Origin of the sequence: Pseudomonas sp. FW300-N2A2 (assembly GCF_017351735.1) — a bacterium.
GTDB lineage: Bacteria > Pseudomonadota > Gammaproteobacteria > Pseudomonadales > Pseudomonadaceae > Aquipseudomonas > Aquipseudomonas migulae.
Genome location: NZ_JACNDU010000004.1, coordinates 155,677 through 170,732, shown reverse-complemented (window position 1 = coordinate 170,732; position 15,056 = coordinate 155,677). Strand labels below are relative to the sequence as shown.

Below are 15,056 nucleotides of genomic sequence, written 5' to 3'. Positions count from 1 at the left end.
TGATTTTGCGGCGCTTTTTTCCAGCGCTGCAAATCATAGAAAACGGCTATTAATTCGATAGCCTGCTATTTTTCAAGGATGGTCTACCCTCACATCAGACGTCTGAAACAAGGGGGATATTCCATGCTCGCGCAACTTCCACCGGCCTTACAGAATCTGCAGTTACCGCTACGCCTGCGACTCTGGGACGGCCATGAATTTAATCTGGGGCCGACGCCCAGCGTCACGATTGTGGTCAAGGACCCACAAATGGTTACCCAGTTGACTCATCCCAGCCTCGATGCGCTCGGAGCGGCATTCGTCGAGGGCAAACTTGAGCTGGAAGGCTCCATCAGCGAGGTGATCCGCGTCGTTGATGAATGGAGTCAGGCCTTGCTGGGCGACATCGACAGTCAGCCTGTTCGCACCGCCCACGACAAGGAAACCGACGCCAAGGCGATTTCCTATCACTACGACCTTTCCAACGCGTTTTATCAGCTGTGGCTCGACAGTGACATGGCGTATTCCTGCGCCTATTTCGAGACCGGCAGCGAAACGCTTGAGCAGGCCCAGCAAGCCAAATTCCGCCACCTGTGTCGCAAACTACGCCTGCAACCTGGCGAGTATCTGCTGGATGTCGGGTGTGGCTGGGGCGGCTTGGCGCGCTATGCGGCGCGGGAGTTTGGCGCGAAGGTATTCGGGATCACACTGAGCAAAGCGCAACTGGCCCTGGCCCGTGAGCGGGTGAAGGAGGAAGGCCTCGACGATCTGGTCGAGCTGCAACTGCTGGACTACCGCGATCTGCCTCAGGACGGGCGCTTCGATAAAGTGGTCAGCGTCGGCATGTTCGAGCATGTGGGGCACGAGAACCTGGCCGAGTACTGCAAAACCCTGTTCGGCGCGGTGAAAGAGGGCGGCCTGGTGATGAACCACGGCATCACCGCCAAGCACACCGATGGCCGGCCGGTGGGACGCGGTGCGGGTGATTTCATCGAGAAATACGTGTTCCCCAACGGCGAGCTGCCGCACCTGTCGATGATCTCTGCCGAGATCAGCGAAGCGGGGCTGGAGATCGTCGATGTCGAGAGTTTGCGCCTGCACTACGCGCGCACCCTGGACCATTGGAGCGAGCGCCTGGAGGACAACCTGGAAGCGGCCGCCCGGCAGGTGCCGGAGCAGGCCTTGCGAATCTGGCGGCTGTACCTGGCGGGATGTGCTTATGCATTCGCCCGGGGCTGGATCAACTTGCACCAGATCCTCGCAGTGAAAGCCCACCCCGATGGCAGCCATGAACTGCCCTGGACCCGCGACGACATCTACAACCCTTAAAGTATCGGTGAGATAAGCCGGGCGATCCGCATGCCGACCTGTTGCAGGCGGTGGGTCTCCCGGCTTTCTTCTTTGGCGACTTCATGCGCCTGGTCGAAGTCGTCGTTGAGCATCTGTTCCACCTCGCCGGCAAACACTCTGTCGACAGTCAGCAACATCACTTCAAAATTCAGCCGGAACGAGCGGTTGTCCATATTGGCGCTGCCGATGGCGCTGATTTCGCTGTCGATCAACACCACTTTCTGATGCAGGAAACCGGGCTGGTAGCGAAATACCCGCACACCGGCGCGCACGGCTTCGAAGGCATACAGGCTGGAGGCGGCGTAGACGATGCGGTGATCCGGTCGTGAAGGCAGCAGCAATCGCACATCCACGCCGCGCAGAACCGCCAGCCTCAAGGCGGCAAACACCGCTTCATCGGGGATGAAGTAGGGGCTGGTAATCCACACCCGTTCGGTCGCCGCGTGAATGGCTTCGACGAAGAATAACGAACAGGTTTCGTAGGAATCTGCCGGCCCACTGGCAAGCAATTGGCAGAGCACACCGTTGTCCGGATACGCGTCCGGCAGTATTAACGGCGGCAACGAGCGCGCTGCCCAAAACCAGTCTTCGGCGAAAGACTCCTGCATGCACGCCACCACCGGCCCGCGCACCCGCACGTGGGTATCGCGCCAAGGGGCGAGGGGTGGTTTCTCGCCCATGTATTCGTCGCCTACGTTATGCCCGCCAACGAAGCCCAACACGCCGTCCACCACGACGATCTTGCGATGGTTGCGGAAGTTGACCTGAAAGCGATTGAGCCAGCCGCTACGCGTCGCGAAGGCTTTGACCTCGACACCGGCATCGCGCAACGGCTGCACATAACTGTGGGGCAGGGAGTGGCTGCCGATGCGGTCGTACAGTAAATAAACGGCGACGCCTTCGGCGGCTTTTTTCAGCAACAAGGTTTGCAGGCGTTGGCCCAGACGGTCGTCGTGGATGATGAAAAACTGGATCAGCACGGCTTCCTTCGCCTGGCTGATGGCCTCGAAAATCGCCTCGAAAGTGGCGTGGCCGTTGATCAGCAGGCTGACTTCGTTGTTCGCCAGGCAGGGCATGCGGCCCAGTTTTGGCATCGCCCTCAATGATGCGTAGGCGTTGGAGGCACGGGCGGTCAGTGCTTCTTCGACCCACGGGCGCCAGTTCAAATCGGAGATGGCCTTGCGCATTTCCTCGTTGGCCTGTCGCCGTGCCTTGATGTAGCCATCGAAGGTGCTGCGGCCGAAGACCAGATAGGGAATGAGTGTGAAGTAGGGAATGAACAGCAGCGACAAGGCCCAGGCGATCGAGCCCTGAGCGGTCCGAACGGTCAACACGGCATGAATGGCGGCGATCATGCCTAACGAGTGCAGCAGCGCGATCAGGTAACCGAAAATGTGCGGTCCAAAGTAATCCATGGGGGCAGCCTTGCTCCTGAAGATTCAGTGCTTAACAGACCATGTTCCGTGCAGAATGTCGCTATTTAATTGGCCCATGAACCGAAGCTCGTGGCTGACGTCTAACGGCCACTATCGATCAGGAGTTACTCAATGAACGTTCGTCTGCTGGGTTTGGCCGTAGCTTTAGGTTTAGCACTTCCGGTGGCCGCTCAGGCGCAGATGCTGCAGCCGGGTTTGTGGGAATTGACCTCGAGCAACATGAAGGTCGATGACCAGAACATGCCGGATCTGCAACTGATCCTCGGTCAGATACAGAGCCAGATGACGCCTGAACAGCGTGCGCAGCTGGAGAAGCAGGGCATCACCATGGGCGGCAAGGGGATCCGGGCTTGCCTGACGCCGGAGCAAGTGAAGACCGACAACATTCCGCTGACGGATCCGCAATCGGGCTGCAAGCAGGAAATCACCGAGCGCACCGGTAACCAGTGGAAATTCCGCTTCAGCTGCCCGAAAGCGCAGGGTGCGGGTGTCGCCACATTCCTCAGTGATCGTGAGTTCACCACCAAGGTGAATGGCACGTTCAACGCTACCGGCATTCAGCAGAAGGGTAGCCTTGATACTCGCGCGGTGTGGTTGGGGCAGGATTGTGGAACAGTGAAGCCAAGGGCTTAAAAGCTTCGCGGGCAAGCCTCGCTCCTACGGGGACGGTGTGAATCCTGTAGGAGCGAGGCTTGCCCGCGAAGGCGTCATTTCAGACACCCGCAATCCCCGTTGATCTCAGCCAATCACACACCGCCTCAATGGCCATCCGGCCAAAATCCTCCCCGGTGCGACTGCGCACGCTGACAAACCCGCCTTCTTTTTCTTTCTCCCCGATCACCACCAGATACGGCACTTGCTGACTGTGTTCGCGAATCTTGTGGCGTACCTTCTCGTTGCGCAGGTCCGCACGGGCGCGTACGCCGCTTCGGCGCAAGGCCTCGGTCACCCACTGTGCGTAATCCGTTTGGCGATCATCCATGCTCACGACCATCACGTGCGGCGGTGCGCGCCAGTCGTCCAGTTCCTCCTGGCAAGACCAGCACGTGCCATAGATCCGCTGTGGCGCCGTGCCGCTGATGTGATCGAGCGCGAATGCCTGCAACACTCTGGTTGCCGGAGCATGCGGGCCCATCGACACACATTCGAAGTCCCCGAGCAGGTAGGTCGCAAGTTTTTCCATGTACTTGGAACGCGGTGACGGCTCGCGCCGGCGGATCGAATGATTGGTCGCCGCCAGGGTCTTCATGCGCGTTTCGATGCCCGCAAGGTCGTCCGGGTTTAACGGTCGTTCAAAGGCAAACTCATAATAGAACCCGTCACCCAGCGCCGATCCGGTCTGCAATTGCGCTTTTGGATAGAGCTGTTTCACGGCCATCGCCAGCATCAATGCGCAGGAGCGGCGCAATATCTCCAGGCCATCGGGCTCTTGGGGCGTGACGATGCTGACCCGGGCATCGGCTTCGATCAAGAACTGACAGTCCACCAATACGCCGTCCACCCGGCCGGCGACGGCTGCTTTGGCAAGCCCGGGACCAATGCTCGCGGCGAACTCGTACACCGACAACGGTTGGTCGTATTCACGCAATGAACCATCGCTCAGAGTGATGTGGATCATGTCGGTGCTCTCGAGTGCTGCACTAGCGTGTAAACCGTAGCGGTAAACCCTGGCAGCTGTCATTAAGACATTTGTCGTGCCACGCCATTTGCCCCGATACCAACGTGGTGCTCACGCTGTGGCGAAAGCGCCGTTGCGCGAAGGGCGTCCAGCCGCATTGAGACAGGATCGGCTGTTGGGAGACGGCAACGCCACCAGGTTCGGGTTTGATCAACACCAGGTCGGCCCAATACCCTTCGCGCAAATAGCCTCGGTCGGGAATCGCAAACAGATCGGCGACACGGTGACTGGTCTTGGCCACAAGGGTGGTGATCGGTAGAACGTCATCCGCCACCAACTCCAGCAGGGCGGGCAGGGCGTGTTGCACCAATGGCAAGCCGGACGGTGCCTGGCAGTAGGGACGTTGCTTTTCGTCCCAGGTGTGAGGCGCGTGATCGCTGCCGATGACGTCCAGTCGATCACTCATCAGGGCCCGGCGCAAGGTGTCTCGGTCGGCCTGGGTCTTGATCGCCGGGTTGCATTTGATCAAGTTGCCGAGCGTTGCGTAGTCGCGATCGTCGAAGAGCAGATGGTGCAGACAGACTTCGGCGGTAATGCGTTTTTGTGTCAGTGGCTTGTCTTCGAACAACGCCAGTTCGCGGGCGGTGGTCAGGTGCAACACGTGAAGCCGGGTGCCATGCCGCTTGGCCAGATCCACGGCCATCGAGGACGAACGGAAGCAGGCCTCGGCATTGCGGATCAGCGGATGGGCTGCTGCGGGAATGTGCTCGCCGAACAGCTCTCGCAGGTTCACTGCATTGGCGTCGATGCTCGGCGTGTGTTCACAGTGGGCCAACAGAATCGTCGGCACTTCAGCAAATAGCCGCTCCAGGACCTTGGGATCGTCTACCAGCATGTTGCCCGTTGACGCGCCCATGAACACTTTTACGCCGGCCACTTCGCAAGGATTGAGCGCGGCGACGGTGTCGAGATTGTCGTTGCTCACGCCGAAGTGAAAACCGTAGTTGGCCACCGAATTGATCGCTGCGCGGCGCTTCTTGTCGGCCAATGCTGCCAGCGTCAGGGTCGCCGGATTCGTGTTGGGCATGTCCATGAAACTGGTGATGCCGCCGGCCACCGCAGCTCGCGATTCGGTGTAGAAACTGCCCTTGTCGGGCGAACCGGGATCGCGGAAGTGCACCTGATCATCGATCATTCCAGGCATCAACCACTGGCCGTCAGCATCGATTTCGACGGCAGCATTTTCCCCTTCGATGCTGCTCGCGATCTTGACGATGCGACCATGGCCGACCAACAGATCACCGTCAAACTCACGTCCTTCATTCACCAGCCGGGCATTGCGAATCAGCACGTTGTTCATGGTCAGAACTCGTTTTGCAGGGCTTTGTAGCCGCGCACCAGATCGACGTTGGTGCGCGCCACGTCTTCGGAAAACTCCGAGGCGCTGACGCTCACCGGCGGGAATTGCGACAGGTCGGTGTTGGGCCCGATGCGGGTGGTGGAGGGCACGTAGAAGTCGGCAGGCAAGTCGCGACCGTCGACCACCGAGTTGTGCCGCACCACGCTGCCATCACCGACGGCGCAGTTGAACAGCACGCTGTTGAACCCGATGAACACCCGGTCGCCCACGGAGCACGGTCCATGAACGATGGAGCGGTGGGCGATCGAGCTGAACTCGCCGATCGTCACCGCCGCACCGGACTTGGAGTGGATCACCACGCCGTCCTGGATGTTCGAGTTGGCGCCAATGGTGATCGGCTCCATCTCGCCCGAGGCGTCGACTTCGTCCGCGCGAATCACTGCGTAGGGGCCGACGAAAACGTTCTCGCCGATCACCACTTTGCCGCAGATGATCGCGGTCTTATCGACGTAGGCGGACTCCGCAATCAGCGGCAAATCACCTGAGGGATTCTTGCGGATCATGGCTTGCTCAACGCCTCGTACAAGGTGTTGAGGTTGTACTCGAACAACCCGGTGAAGGTGCTCGCCGGACCGGTGGCAGCGAGCGCATCGGAGTACAGCGTGCCGCCGATGTGCGCACCGCTTTCATCGGCAATCTGCTTGAGCAGGCGGGCGTCCTTGATGTTCTCCATGAACACCGCTTTGACCTTGGCCTGGCGAATCTGGGTGATCAGCGCAGCGACTTCGGCGGCGGAAGGTTCGCGCTCGGTGGACAGACCTTGTGGCGCCATGAAGTCGATGCCATAGGCCTGACCGAGATAACCGAATGCGTCGTGGGACGTCACGATCTTGCGGTTGCCCGGTGGCAGCGAACCGAGCTTGGCTTTGGCTTCGGCGAGCAGCGCGTAGATCTGTTTCAGGTAGGCCTGGCTGTTGCGTACATAGTCGGCTTTGTTCGCCGGGTCGGCGGCGATCAGCGCCTTGGTGATGTTGCTGATGTACAGCTCGGTGTTCGCCAGGTTGTGCCAGGCGTGAGGGTCGGGGACGGTCTCGCCATCTTCATCCAGCGAGCGTGGGATGACGCCGTGGCTCGCGCTGATGACCGGGGCTTTGGTCTCGCTGCTGGTCACCAAGCGGTCCAGCCACGGCTCGAAACCCAAGCCGTTTTTGATGATGAGTCTGGCCTTGAGCAATGCCTTGGCATCGTCCGGAGTCGGCTCATAGGTGTGAGCATCGGCGTCGGGGCCAACCATGTTGGTGATCTGGATGTGCTCGCCACCGACCTGATGGGTCATGTCGGCGAGGATGCTGAAGCTGGTGACCACCTGCAGTTTTTCCGCCGCAGACAACGACATCGACAGCATCAAACTGAACAGCACGAGTAAAGCGCGCATCGGGAAACACCTCATTGGGATGTGAGCAAGGGCGGGCGGCGCAGCAAGCCGTGCACCGGTCCGAACACCACGGACAGCAAATACCCACCGCCAGCCACCAGCACGATCGCCGGGCCGCTGGGCAGCGAGTAATAGAACGACAGCAACAAGCCGAGCCACACCGAGAGGCAGCCGAGCAGCCCGGCGATGGCCATCAACACGGGCAAGCGTCGACTCCAGAAACGCGACGCGGCGGCGGGCAACATCATCAGACCGACGACCATCAACGCACCAATGGCTTGAAATCCGATCACCAGATTCAGCACCACCAATGTCAGAAATACGCCGTGTGCCAGCGGACCAAGACGGCTGACGGTTTGCAGAAACAGTGGGTCGAGGGTGTCCAGCAACAACGGTTTGTAGATGAGCGCCATGGCGATAAGGCTGAGCCCTGAGACCCACAACATGCCGGTCAACGTCGGACCGTCGACCGCCAACGCCGAGCCAAAAAGCAGGTGCAGCAGGTCCAGGCGTTTGCCGGCGATGCCGAGGATCAGCACGCCGCTGGCGAGGGAGATTGGGTAGATTGCGGCGAGGCTCGCGTCTTCTCTCAGACCTGTGCGGCGGGTGATCCATGCAGCGAGCCCGGCCATGCTCAGGCCTGCACCGAGGCCGCCGAAGGTCAGTGCCGGAAGGCTCAGCCCGGCGAACCAGAAGCCGAGCGCGGCGCCGGGCAGAATGCCGTGAGCGACCGCGTCGCCGATCAGACTCATGCGTCGCAGAATCAGAAACACCCCGAGCGGTGCCGTGCTGCAGGCCAACACCAATCCACCGAGCAGTGCCCGGCGCATGAACACGAACTCGTGGAACGGTTGCCAAAGATGGGCAGCGGCGAGCATCAGGCCACCTGCGTCTGTGGTTGTTGGCGGATAAGCTCGGTGCTTGAGCCGAGGATGCAGCCGCTGCTTTTGATCAGCAGCGTTTGAGGAATGTGTTGGCGCACGGCGGCGAGGTCATGACACACGACCACCAGGGTTCGACCTTCGGCGTGCCAGGCGTGGATGTTTCTCCACAGCAGTGATTGACCGAGTTCGTCGAGGGCAGCATGAGGTTCATCGAGCAACAACAAGGGCGCTTCGGCGAGGCTCAATCGGGCGAGCAGGGCGCGCTGCAATTCGCCGCCGGAGAGGGCCATCAATGGGCGCTGCTCCAGACCGGTCAGGCACCAGTTTTCCAGTACGGCTTTAAGGCGTTGGCTTCGGACTTCGGGGGATAGCTTGCTGCCCCAGAAACCCGCGGCAACCAACTCTTGCAGACTGATCGGGAATTGCCGGTCGAGGTGCTGTTGCTGGGGAAGGAACGAGAGTGAGCCTTTGCGTGGAACATCCAGGATCACTTTGCCGGTCAGTGGTTTTTGCAGGCCAGCGATGACTTTCAGCAGGCTGCTTTTGCCTGAGCCGTTGGCGCCGATCACGGCGGTCAGGCTGCCTTGGTTCAGTTCGAAATCTACCGGCGGCGTGAGCGGTTGACCCGGCGCACCCCAGCGCAATGCCTCGCAGCGAATCATGCGGCCTCCCAATTCCATCGGCTTTCGGCGACGGCGTCGTGGGCGTGCAGGCTCTCGGCGTGGACGACTTTCAAGTGGAAGGCATTGATGCCGGGCGAGCGCCTCAACGCCAGATTCAAACGGCGAGCGGCGTCTTCGCAGAACATCAGGTTTTGACCATTGGCCAGCGCGAAGGCTTGTTCGTCGGCACGCTTTACCGCGGTTTGCACGGCGGTGCCGAGTGCGGCTTCGGCGTCGTTGATTAGCGCAATCAGTGGCAGGTCATCGAGATAATCATCGAGACGCAGCCTTAGCTGCGCATTGCTGCGTTGGCTGTGAGGCGTGGCAACGATGCCTTTTGTGGTGCCGAGCCAAGCCAAAACATCGGCGTGTTGCAGTGGCTGGTTGGCAAAGTCGTCGACGAATTGCTGCTGAATCAACTGCCGCGCCAGTGCAGCTGAACAGGGGCAAGTTGAGGAATAGGGGATGTCGATGTTTAGTTCCACGTGGAACATCGCGTTTTTCAAACGCGCATTGATGCTGACGGGATAGGATTTCCAACCGGACAATGGACTGATCAGCGCTGGCCGTTTGAGCAGCAAATCTGCGTGAATGTTCAGGTAAGCGCTGTGGGATAGACCTTCATGGGTATCAAGAAATCGCTGCAAGACACGCCGCAACAGGGCGGGTGTCAGCCGTTCCTGTTCGAGCATTTCCAGCGCCAGGTACAGCCGCGACATATGAATGCCGCGCGCTTCTCCATCGTCGAGGCTCACGCCCGCATCGGCCTTCACGCTCAATCGTTGGCCATCGAACAAAACTGGAAGAGCAATGCCGCACATGCCCACCCATTCAAGTGGCAGGGCTTGGCGTGAGGCCTGCGCGGCGATATCCGGCAGAGTCAGCGCATTCATGAGCAGGTCCATCGTGGAAGTCGGTTCGACATGTTATGTTATTACATTAAAATCGACTACGCCTTTTTCACGAGCGGCTTTCACCATGCACAGACGTCACTTGCTCAACTTGATCCTGGCCAGCGCGGCCTTCGCATTGCCCTTCGGTGTTGGCGCCACGCAAATTCGCAACGCGCGGCTCTGGCGCTCGGATGACAAGCTGCGCCTGGTGTTCGATCTGAGCGGGCCGGTGCAGTACAAAACCTTTTCACTGAGCGCGCCTGAGCGGCTGATCATTGACCTCAGTGGCGCCGACCTCAGTGGCGACTTCAGCCAGCTGGTGCTTGGCAACACGGTGATTCGCTCGATCCGCTCCGGGCACTTTGGTCTGGGCGATACGCGGATCGTCCTCGACCTCAGCGGCCCGGTGCAGCTCAACAGCTTCCTGCTGCCGCCGCAGGACGGACAGGGTCATCGGCTGGTACTCGACCTGAAGACAGCGGCACCCTTGCAAATCGCTGCAGCGCCCATGGCAGCCATCGACAAGGCTCACCCGAAACGGGACATCATCGTGGTGGTCGACCCCGGTCATGGCGGCAAAGACCCGGGCGCGGTCGGTGCCAAAGGTGAACGTGAGAAAGATGTGGTGTTGTCCATTGCTCAGCTGTTGGCCAAACGGCTGAAAAGGGAGAAGGGCTTCGACGTGAAACTGGTGCGCAACGACGACTTCTTCGTCCCGCTGCGCAAGCGCGTGGAGATCGCCCGCAAACACAATGCCGATATGTTCATCTCGGTGCATGCCGATGCGGCGCCGCGTCTCACGGCTTCTGGCGCGTCGGTGTATTGCTTGTCTGAGGGCGGAGCGACGTCGGCCACGGCACGCTTCATGGCGCAGCGAGAGAACGGCGCGGACCTGTTGGGCGCCACCAGCCTGCTCAATCTCAAGGACAAGGACCCGATGCTGGCCGGGGTGATTCTCGACATGTCGATGAACGCCACCCTCGCCGCGAGTTTGCAGTTGGGCAACACGGTGCTCGGCAGTCTGGCGGGCATCACCACGTTGCATCAGAAGCGCGTGGAGCAGGCAGGATTTGCCGTGCTGAAATCGCCGGACGTGCCGTCGATCCTGGTGGAAACCGGCTTCATTTCCAACGCTCGCGACAGTCAGCGGCTGGTCACGGCGCGGCATCAGCAGGCCGTGGCTGACGGATTGTTCGAAGGGTTACAGCGCTACTTCCAGAAGAATCCGCCGGTCAACAGTTACATCGCCTGGCAGCAGGAACAGCAAAAAGCGCAGGCCTAGCAGCCGGTGATCCGGCTGCAAGTGAACCTGGCACTGCTGCCACCGGAACTGGAAAACCGGTTGATGGTGGTCCAGCCAACCCGACGGTTGTAGCCCACCCAGGCTTCGCCGTCGGAAGCGATCCCTGTGAAGAATGTCAGTTGCCCGTAGCGACTGTTGGTTTGCGCCCAATAGCGCTTGCCCGCCCGTTCGAAGCCTCGCAAGTAGATCGTGCTGCCGACGGTGTTGACGCTGTAAGCGTTGCCGTCGGCATCCACGCAGGCCAGCAGGTTAGCGCTGCGGGTGCAGCTGGCCAGGCTCGGGATTTGCGCCCAGGCGTCTACGGCGAGCAGCAACGAAACGCTCATCAGCGTTAATTTCAAGGCAGTGCGCATGGGGTTTCTCTCGGGGCGAACGGGCTTCAGCATCCTGCCCTTTGTCACTGCCGGCAAGAGGGGAGTGGTTTAATTGCATTGTTATACTATAACATTGAGTTAAGCCCGACACTGCGACCGGGCATCTCCTGTGAGGACTACCTGATGCCCAATCGTCTCCCCGTGACCGTTTTGTCGGGCTTTCTCGGCGCCGGCAAAAGCACGCTGCTCAACTACGTGCTGCGTAACCGCGACAACCTGCGAGTCGCCGTGATCGTCAACGACATGAGCGAAATCAACATCGATGGCAGCGAAGTTCAGCGTGATGTCACCCTGAACCGCGCCGAAGAAAAACTCGTGGAAATGAGCAACGGCTGCATCTGCTGCACCTTGCGCGAAGACCTGCTCGAAGAAGTCAGCCAACTCGCCAGGGACGGCCGCTTCGATTACTTGCTGATCGAATCCACCGGCATTTCGGAACCCCTTCCCGTGGCGGAAACCTTCACTTTCCGCGACGAAGAAGGGCAAAGCCTGGCCGACATCGCGCGGCTCGACACCATGGTCACTGTGGTCGATGGCATGAACTTTCTGCTCGATTATCAGGCCGCCGAAAGCCTCGCCTCGCGTGGCGAAACCTTGGGCGAAGAGGACGAGCGCTCGATCACCGACCTATTGATCGAGCAGATCGAATTCGCCGACGTGATCCTGATCAGCAAGATCGATTTGATCAGCAGCCGCGAGCGTCAGGAGCTGATCGCGATCCTCGAACGATTGAACTCGCAAGCCGAAATCATCCCGATGGTCATGGGCGAAATCCCGCTGAAAAAGATCCTCAACACCGGTCGTTTCGACTTTGAAAAAGCGGCACAGGCGCCAGGCTGGTTGCAGGAGCTTCGCGGTGAGCACGTGCCGGAAACAGAGGAATACGGCATCGCTTCCACGGCGTATCGAGCACGCAGGCCCTTTCATCCACAGCGCTTTTTCAGCTTCATCGACCGTCCGTGGGTAAATGGCAAATTGCTGCGCTCGAAAGGTTTTTTCTGGCTGGCGAGCAAACCCATGGACGCGGGCAGTTGGTCTCAGGCGGGCGGTTTGATGCGCCATGGTTTTGCCGGCCGCTGGTGGCGTTTCGTGCCGAAAACCCAATGGCCGCAGGACGAAGAAAGCACCGCCGGGATCATGGAAAACTGGACCGCCGCCACTGGCGATTGCCGGCAGGAACTGGTGTTCATTGGCCAGAACATCGACTTCAACTTACTCACTGCGGAACTCGACGACTGCCTGCTGAGTGATGAAGAAATGGCGTCCGGCGTCGAGGGCTGGCGATTGTTGCCAGATCCGTTTGGCCCCTGGCATGAAGAGGAAGCCGCGTGATGCTGGCGCCGACCTTGAAGTTACGACCGGTCATTTGCCAGGTTCAGGGCGAGACGCCGCAAGCCCTCGCGCGAATTCTGGACGACGGCGTGAACCTCGCCATTTGGCAGCGCCGACTCCCGGTGCACATCATCGATTTCGGCCGTTTGTTGCTGTCCCTGAACGAGCCATTGGCCGAGTCGCTGGTTTTGGAAATGCCCGGTGACGACACCGAGCCCAATCTGCAGGGACTGGCCTCAGGCTTCAGCGATCTCGAGGGCTACGAAGGCTTTATCGCCGACGTTTCCTGGTTGGTCAGCGCATTCGCCTGTCTGTTGGGCGCCAAGCGTATCGGCGTGCGTCTACGGGTTCTGGACAAAGCCATGTGCCCGCGTTTTCACGTCGATCATGTGCCCGTGCGCTTGATCACCACGTACGCCGGAATCGGCAGCGAATGGCTGAAGGAAGGGGCAATGGATCGCCGCCAATTGAGCAAGCCCGAAGCCGAACCCACGGATGATTCGCTGATCCAGCACATCGGCAGCGGTTACGTGGCTTTACTCAAGGGCGAGAAATGGCACGGCAACGAAGGCTTTGGCCTGATCCACCGCTCGCCGCAACCCGCGCCGGGCGAGCGCCGTTTGATCCTGACCCTCGACTGGTTGGGTTAGCGAATCAAGGCTTGAGCCAGTTGCCCTGGCTCTGGCCTTCGCAAAACGGCTTCAGGTACACAGCATCAGTGGCCACGCCGTAATAGTGAATATCCTGCCGGTAAGGCATATTGGCGACTTGGGCATTGCTGCACACACCGAATGCGCCGCCGGGGCATTGGTCGACGTATTGCACGTCGACTTTCTGGCCTGCAAGGTTGGGCTGGCAGAACCCGTCGGCGAAGAGCTTTTCCGGGATGTTGCGGTTCTGCTGGCAGACTTTTACGTCGAGGCGCTCAGCCGTGCTATGTACTACGCAAGCCTGAGCCAGCGCCTCGCCGCAAACCAGCGCCAGAAGCAACGTACAGCCAATCAACCGCATCCTTTACCTCCTCAGAAAACACCGACCATGTTGCAGAACATTCCCACGCACGTCATTGCCGGCCCCTTGGGCGCAGGCAAGACCAGTTTGATCAAGCATCTGTTGGCGCAGCGGCCGGCGAACGAGCGCTGGGCGGTGTTGATCAACGAGTTCGGCCAGATCGGCCTCGACGCTGCGTTGCTGACCCGGGACGCCGATGGTATCGCACTGGGCGAAGTGGCCGGGGGCTGTTTGTGTTGCGTCAATGGTGCGCCGTTTCAGATCGGCCTCGGACGTTTGCTGCGCAAGGCGCGGCCGGATCGGTTGTTTATCGAGCCGTCCGGGCTGGGCCATCCGGCGCAGTTGCTCAGGCAACTGCAAGAGGCGCCGTGGTTGGGTGTGCTGGCCGTCCAGCCCAGCGTGCTGGTGTTGGATGCCCAAGCGCTGGCGGCCGGCAAACCGCTGCCTGTGACGCAGCAGGAGGCGTTGGGCAGCGCCGGGTTGTTGCTGCTGAACAAGTCGGAAAACTTCGACACGAGCGATCGTCAGCGAATCGTTGCGCAGTTGCCGGCGCGTCGCGTGTACTGGACGCAACAGGCGCGGTTGCCATTGAGCGAGTTGCCCGGCCTGGAGGCGAAGGCTGTGGCGGGTGTGGATAACTTCATCCAACCCAAAGGAATGGCGCAGATGCCGACCGTCTGGACCGATCCCGAAGTGCCGATTTGCTTGAGTCAGGAGCAGGAGGGTGGCTGGAGCATTGGCTGGCGCTGGCATCCGAGCCAGGCATTCGATTCCGCGCGCGTATGCCGATGGCTTGAAAGCCTTACGTGGCGACGTGCCAAGCTGGTTATCCACAGCAGCGACGGCTGGGTTTCAGCGAATGCCCTGGATAACTCGACGCTGGATTGGCAGCCCAGCGAATGGCGTCGGGATTCACGGATCGAGCTGATCTTCAGCGAGCCGCAGGAGATTGATTCATTGCAGAGCGCACTGGCCGACTGTCGGTTGAATTAAGGACGCCATTTTGTGTGTTCTTGCCGCCACTGACTAAGCTCAATCACTTCAGCGCGAGGCTTCGCCACGTCGACCACCGGAGGCGTGTCGTCGAACGGCATCGGGTAGGGCGCCAGTTCGATCTGCGCGCTGTGGGCGCCGAACTGGGTGATGGTGCCGTTGTGGCGGGTTTCGCCAGTCACCGTGAATTCGAAGTTATACACGCGGGCCAGGCGTCGCCGCCCGTTGGCATCCTTGATGAAGGCGATTTTTTTCAGCGCCACGTTGCCGTCCAGCAACTCGATGCCGAGCTTGACGCAGTGCAGCTTGACCCGCTCCAGCGCACGCTCGCGCAAGCCATGGTTGTGCCACAGCCACGCGCCGCCAGTGGCGAGCAGCATCAACACGAAGATATTTCCGAGGGTCAGCATCAACAGGGTGCTCCAA

General features: G+C 60.2%; 17 protein-coding genes. 6 read left to right on the top strand and 11 right to left on the bottom strand.

The window, feature by feature from the left end; all coding sequences use genetic code 11:
* The first annotated feature begins 123 nt into the window (after positions 1-123).
* Complete coding sequence (cfaB, locus tag J4E42_RS08455; protein ID WP_008041360.1) at positions 124-1,308, top strand: C17 cyclopropane fatty acid synthase CfaB; 1,185 nt, start codon at positions 124-126, stop codon at positions 1,306-1,308.
* On the opposite strand, the gene cls is transcribed toward cfaB, so the two are convergent.
* On the bottom strand, positions 1,305-2,744 hold the full coding sequence (cls, locus tag J4E42_RS08450) for a cardiolipin synthase (RefSeq protein ID WP_207284992.1): 1,440 nt from the start codon (positions 2,742-2,744) through the stop codon (positions 1,305-1,307). The two genes, cfaB and cls, sit on opposite strands and share 4 nt — an antisense overlap.
* A gap of 132 nt (positions 2,745-2,876) precedes the next feature.
* Here cls and J4E42_RS08445 point away from each other — a divergent pair, with 132 nt between their 5' ends.
* Positions 2,877-3,398 (top strand): DUF3617 domain-containing protein, encoded by a 522-nt coding sequence (locus J4E42_RS08445; protein WP_008041357.1) that lies wholly within the window; start codon positions 2,877-2,879, stop codon positions 3,396-3,398.
* Between the two features lie 79 nt (positions 3,399-3,477).
* Here the strand turns inward: J4E42_RS08445 and J4E42_RS08440 are convergent, their stop codons facing one another.
* Genes J4E42_RS08440 through folE2 form a run of 7 tightly spaced genes read right to left on the bottom strand, consistent with a single transcriptional unit; the run spans position 3,478 to position 9,617 of the window.
* Entirely contained in the window at positions 3,478-4,383 is a 906-nt protein-coding gene (locus J4E42_RS08440; RefSeq protein ID WP_207284991.1) for a His/Gly/Thr/Pro-type tRNA ligase C-terminal domain-containing protein, read from the bottom strand.
* 22 nt (positions 4,384-4,405) lie between these two features.
* The gene (locus tag J4E42_RS08435; RefSeq protein ID WP_192228160.1) at positions 4,406-5,743 is read right to left on the bottom strand and encodes a dihydroorotase; all 1,338 of its coding nucleotides are present in this window, start codon (positions 5,741-5,743) and stop codon (positions 4,406-4,408) included.
* A gap of 2 nt (positions 5,744-5,745) precedes the next feature.
* A complete protein-coding gene (locus J4E42_RS08430; protein ID WP_207284990.1) occupies positions 5,746-6,306 on the bottom strand; it encodes a DapH/DapD/GlmU-related protein in 561 nt (186 codons plus the stop codon).
* Entirely contained in the window at positions 6,303-7,178 is an 876-nt protein-coding gene (locus tag J4E42_RS08425; protein WP_207284989.1) for a metal ABC transporter substrate-binding protein, read from the bottom strand. Before J4E42_RS08425 ends, J4E42_RS08430 begins: the two co-directional genes overlap by 4 nt.
* A gap of 11 nt (positions 7,179-7,189) precedes the next feature.
* Complete coding sequence (locus J4E42_RS08420) at positions 7,190-8,056, bottom strand: metal ABC transporter permease (RefSeq protein WP_008041350.1); 867 nt, start codon at positions 8,054-8,056, stop codon at positions 7,190-7,192.
* The gene (locus J4E42_RS08415; RefSeq protein ID WP_207284988.1) at positions 8,056-8,724 is read right to left on the bottom strand and encodes a metal ABC transporter ATP-binding protein; all 669 of its coding nucleotides are present in this window, start codon (positions 8,722-8,724) and stop codon (positions 8,056-8,058) included. The genes J4E42_RS08420 and J4E42_RS08415 overlap by 1 nt, the downstream gene beginning before the upstream one ends.
* Complete coding sequence (gene folE2 / locus J4E42_RS08410) at positions 8,721-9,617, bottom strand: GTP cyclohydrolase FolE2 (RefSeq protein WP_008041346.1); 897 nt, start codon at positions 9,615-9,617, stop codon at positions 8,721-8,723. The genes J4E42_RS08415 and folE2 overlap by 4 nt, the downstream gene beginning before the upstream one ends.
* Positions 9,618-9,702: 85 nt before the next feature.
* On the opposite strand from folE2, the gene J4E42_RS08405 reads away from it, so the two are divergent.
* Complete coding sequence (locus J4E42_RS08405) at positions 9,703-10,899, top strand: N-acetylmuramoyl-L-alanine amidase (protein ID WP_008041344.1); 1,197 nt, start codon at positions 9,703-9,705, stop codon at positions 10,897-10,899.
* On the opposite strand, the gene J4E42_RS08400 is transcribed toward J4E42_RS08405, so the two are convergent.
* Positions 10,896-11,273: a glutamine synthetase gene (locus J4E42_RS08400; protein ID WP_207284987.1), complete on the bottom strand. Its 378-nt coding sequence runs from the start codon at positions 11,271-11,273 to the stop codon at positions 10,896-10,898. The two genes, J4E42_RS08405 and J4E42_RS08400, sit on opposite strands and share 4 nt — an antisense overlap.
* Before the next feature lie 144 nt (positions 11,274-11,417).
* On the opposite strand from J4E42_RS08400, the gene zigA reads away from it, so the two are divergent.
* Together zigA and J4E42_RS08390 are read left to right on the top strand one after the other, a co-directional pair.
* Entirely contained in the window at positions 11,418-12,626 is a 1,209-nt protein-coding gene (gene zigA / locus J4E42_RS08395; RefSeq protein WP_008027470.1) for a zinc metallochaperone GTPase ZigA, read from the top strand.
* The gene (locus tag J4E42_RS08390; RefSeq protein WP_207284986.1) at positions 12,626-13,276 is read left to right on the top strand and encodes a DUF1826 domain-containing protein; all 651 of its coding nucleotides are present in this window, start codon (positions 12,626-12,628) and stop codon (positions 13,274-13,276) included. The genes zigA and J4E42_RS08390 overlap by 1 nt, the downstream gene beginning before the upstream one ends.
* A gap of 4 nt (positions 13,277-13,280) precedes the next feature.
* Here J4E42_RS08390 and J4E42_RS08385 read toward each other — a convergent pair whose 3' ends face one another.
* Positions 13,281-13,637 (bottom strand): NADH:ubiquinone oxidoreductase, encoded by a 357-nt coding sequence (locus J4E42_RS08385; RefSeq protein WP_207284985.1) that lies wholly within the window; start codon positions 13,635-13,637, stop codon positions 13,281-13,283.
* A gap of 27 nt (positions 13,638-13,664) precedes the next feature.
* On the opposite strand from J4E42_RS08385, the gene J4E42_RS08380 reads away from it, so the two are divergent.
* Positions 13,665-14,630 carry a GTP-binding protein gene (locus J4E42_RS08380; RefSeq protein WP_207284984.1) on the top strand — a complete coding sequence of 322 codons (966 nt, stop codon included), beginning with the start codon at positions 13,665-13,667 and terminating at the stop codon, positions 14,628-14,630.
* Here the strand turns inward: J4E42_RS08380 and J4E42_RS08375 are convergent.
* Positions 14,627-15,040 carry a DUF3301 domain-containing protein gene (locus J4E42_RS08375; RefSeq protein WP_008027461.1) on the bottom strand — a complete coding sequence of 138 codons (414 nt, stop codon included), beginning with the start codon at positions 15,038-15,040 and terminating at the stop codon, positions 14,627-14,629. The genes J4E42_RS08380 and J4E42_RS08375 overlap by 4 nt on opposite strands.
* Positions 15,041-15,056: the final 16 nt, after the last annotated feature.

Bases quoted from the DNA above. Each gene is read 5' to 3' on its own strand.
- folE2 (WP_008041346.1), bottom strand. From the start codon at position 9,617: ATGAATGCGCTGACTCTGCCGGATATCGCCGCGCAGGCCTCACGCCAA.
- J4E42_RS08400 (WP_207284987.1), bottom strand. From the start codon at position 11,273: ATGCGCACTGCCTTGAAATTAACGCTGATGAGCGTTTCGTTGCTGCTC.
- J4E42_RS08420 (WP_008041350.1), bottom strand. From the start codon at position 8,056: ATGCTCGCCGCTGCCCATCTTTGGCAACCGTTCCACGAGTTCGTGTTC.
- J4E42_RS08445 (WP_008041357.1), top strand. From the start codon at position 2,877: ATGAACGTTCGTCTGCTGGGTTTGGCCGTAGCTTTAGGTTTAGCACTT.
- J4E42_RS08425 (WP_207284989.1), bottom strand. From the start codon at position 7,178: ATGCGCGCTTTACTCGTGCTGTTCAGTTTGATGCTGTCGATGTCGTTG.
- J4E42_RS08380 (WP_207284984.1), top strand. From the start codon at position 13,665: ATGTTGCAGAACATTCCCACGCACGTCATTGCCGGCCCCTTGGGCGCA.
- J4E42_RS08440 (WP_207284991.1), bottom strand. From the start codon at position 4,383: ATGATCCACATCACTCTGAGCGATGGTTCATTGCGTGAATACGACCAA.
- J4E42_RS08435 (WP_192228160.1), bottom strand. From the start codon at position 5,743: ATGAACAACGTGCTGATTCGCAATGCCCGGCTGGTGAATGAAGGACGT.
- J4E42_RS08430 (WP_207284990.1), bottom strand. From the start codon at position 6,306: ATGATCCGCAAGAATCCCTCAGGTGATTTGCCGCTGATTGCGGAGTCC.
- J4E42_RS08390 (WP_207284986.1), top strand. From the start codon at position 12,626: ATGCTGGCGCCGACCTTGAAGTTACGACCGGTCATTTGCCAGGTTCAG.
- J4E42_RS08375 (WP_008027461.1), bottom strand. From the start codon at position 15,040: ATGCTGACCCTCGGAAATATCTTCGTGTTGATGCTGCTCGCCACTGGC.
- cfaB (WP_008041360.1), top strand. From the start codon at position 124: ATGCTCGCGCAACTTCCACCGGCCTTACAGAATCTGCAGTTACCGCTA.
- cls (WP_207284992.1), bottom strand. From the start codon at position 2,744: ATGGATTACTTTGGACCGCACATTTTCGGTTACCTGATCGCGCTGCTG.
- J4E42_RS08405 (WP_008041344.1), top strand. From the start codon at position 9,703: ATGCACAGACGTCACTTGCTCAACTTGATCCTGGCCAGCGCGGCCTTC.
- J4E42_RS08415 (WP_207284988.1), bottom strand. From the start codon at position 8,724: ATGATTCGCTGCGAGGCATTGCGCTGGGGTGCGCCGGGTCAACCGCTC.
- zigA (WP_008027470.1), top strand. From the start codon at position 11,418: ATGCCCAATCGTCTCCCCGTGACCGTTTTGTCGGGCTTTCTCGGCGCC.
- J4E42_RS08385 (WP_207284985.1), bottom strand. From the start codon at position 13,637: ATGCGGTTGATTGGCTGTACGTTGCTTCTGGCGCTGGTTTGCGGCGAG.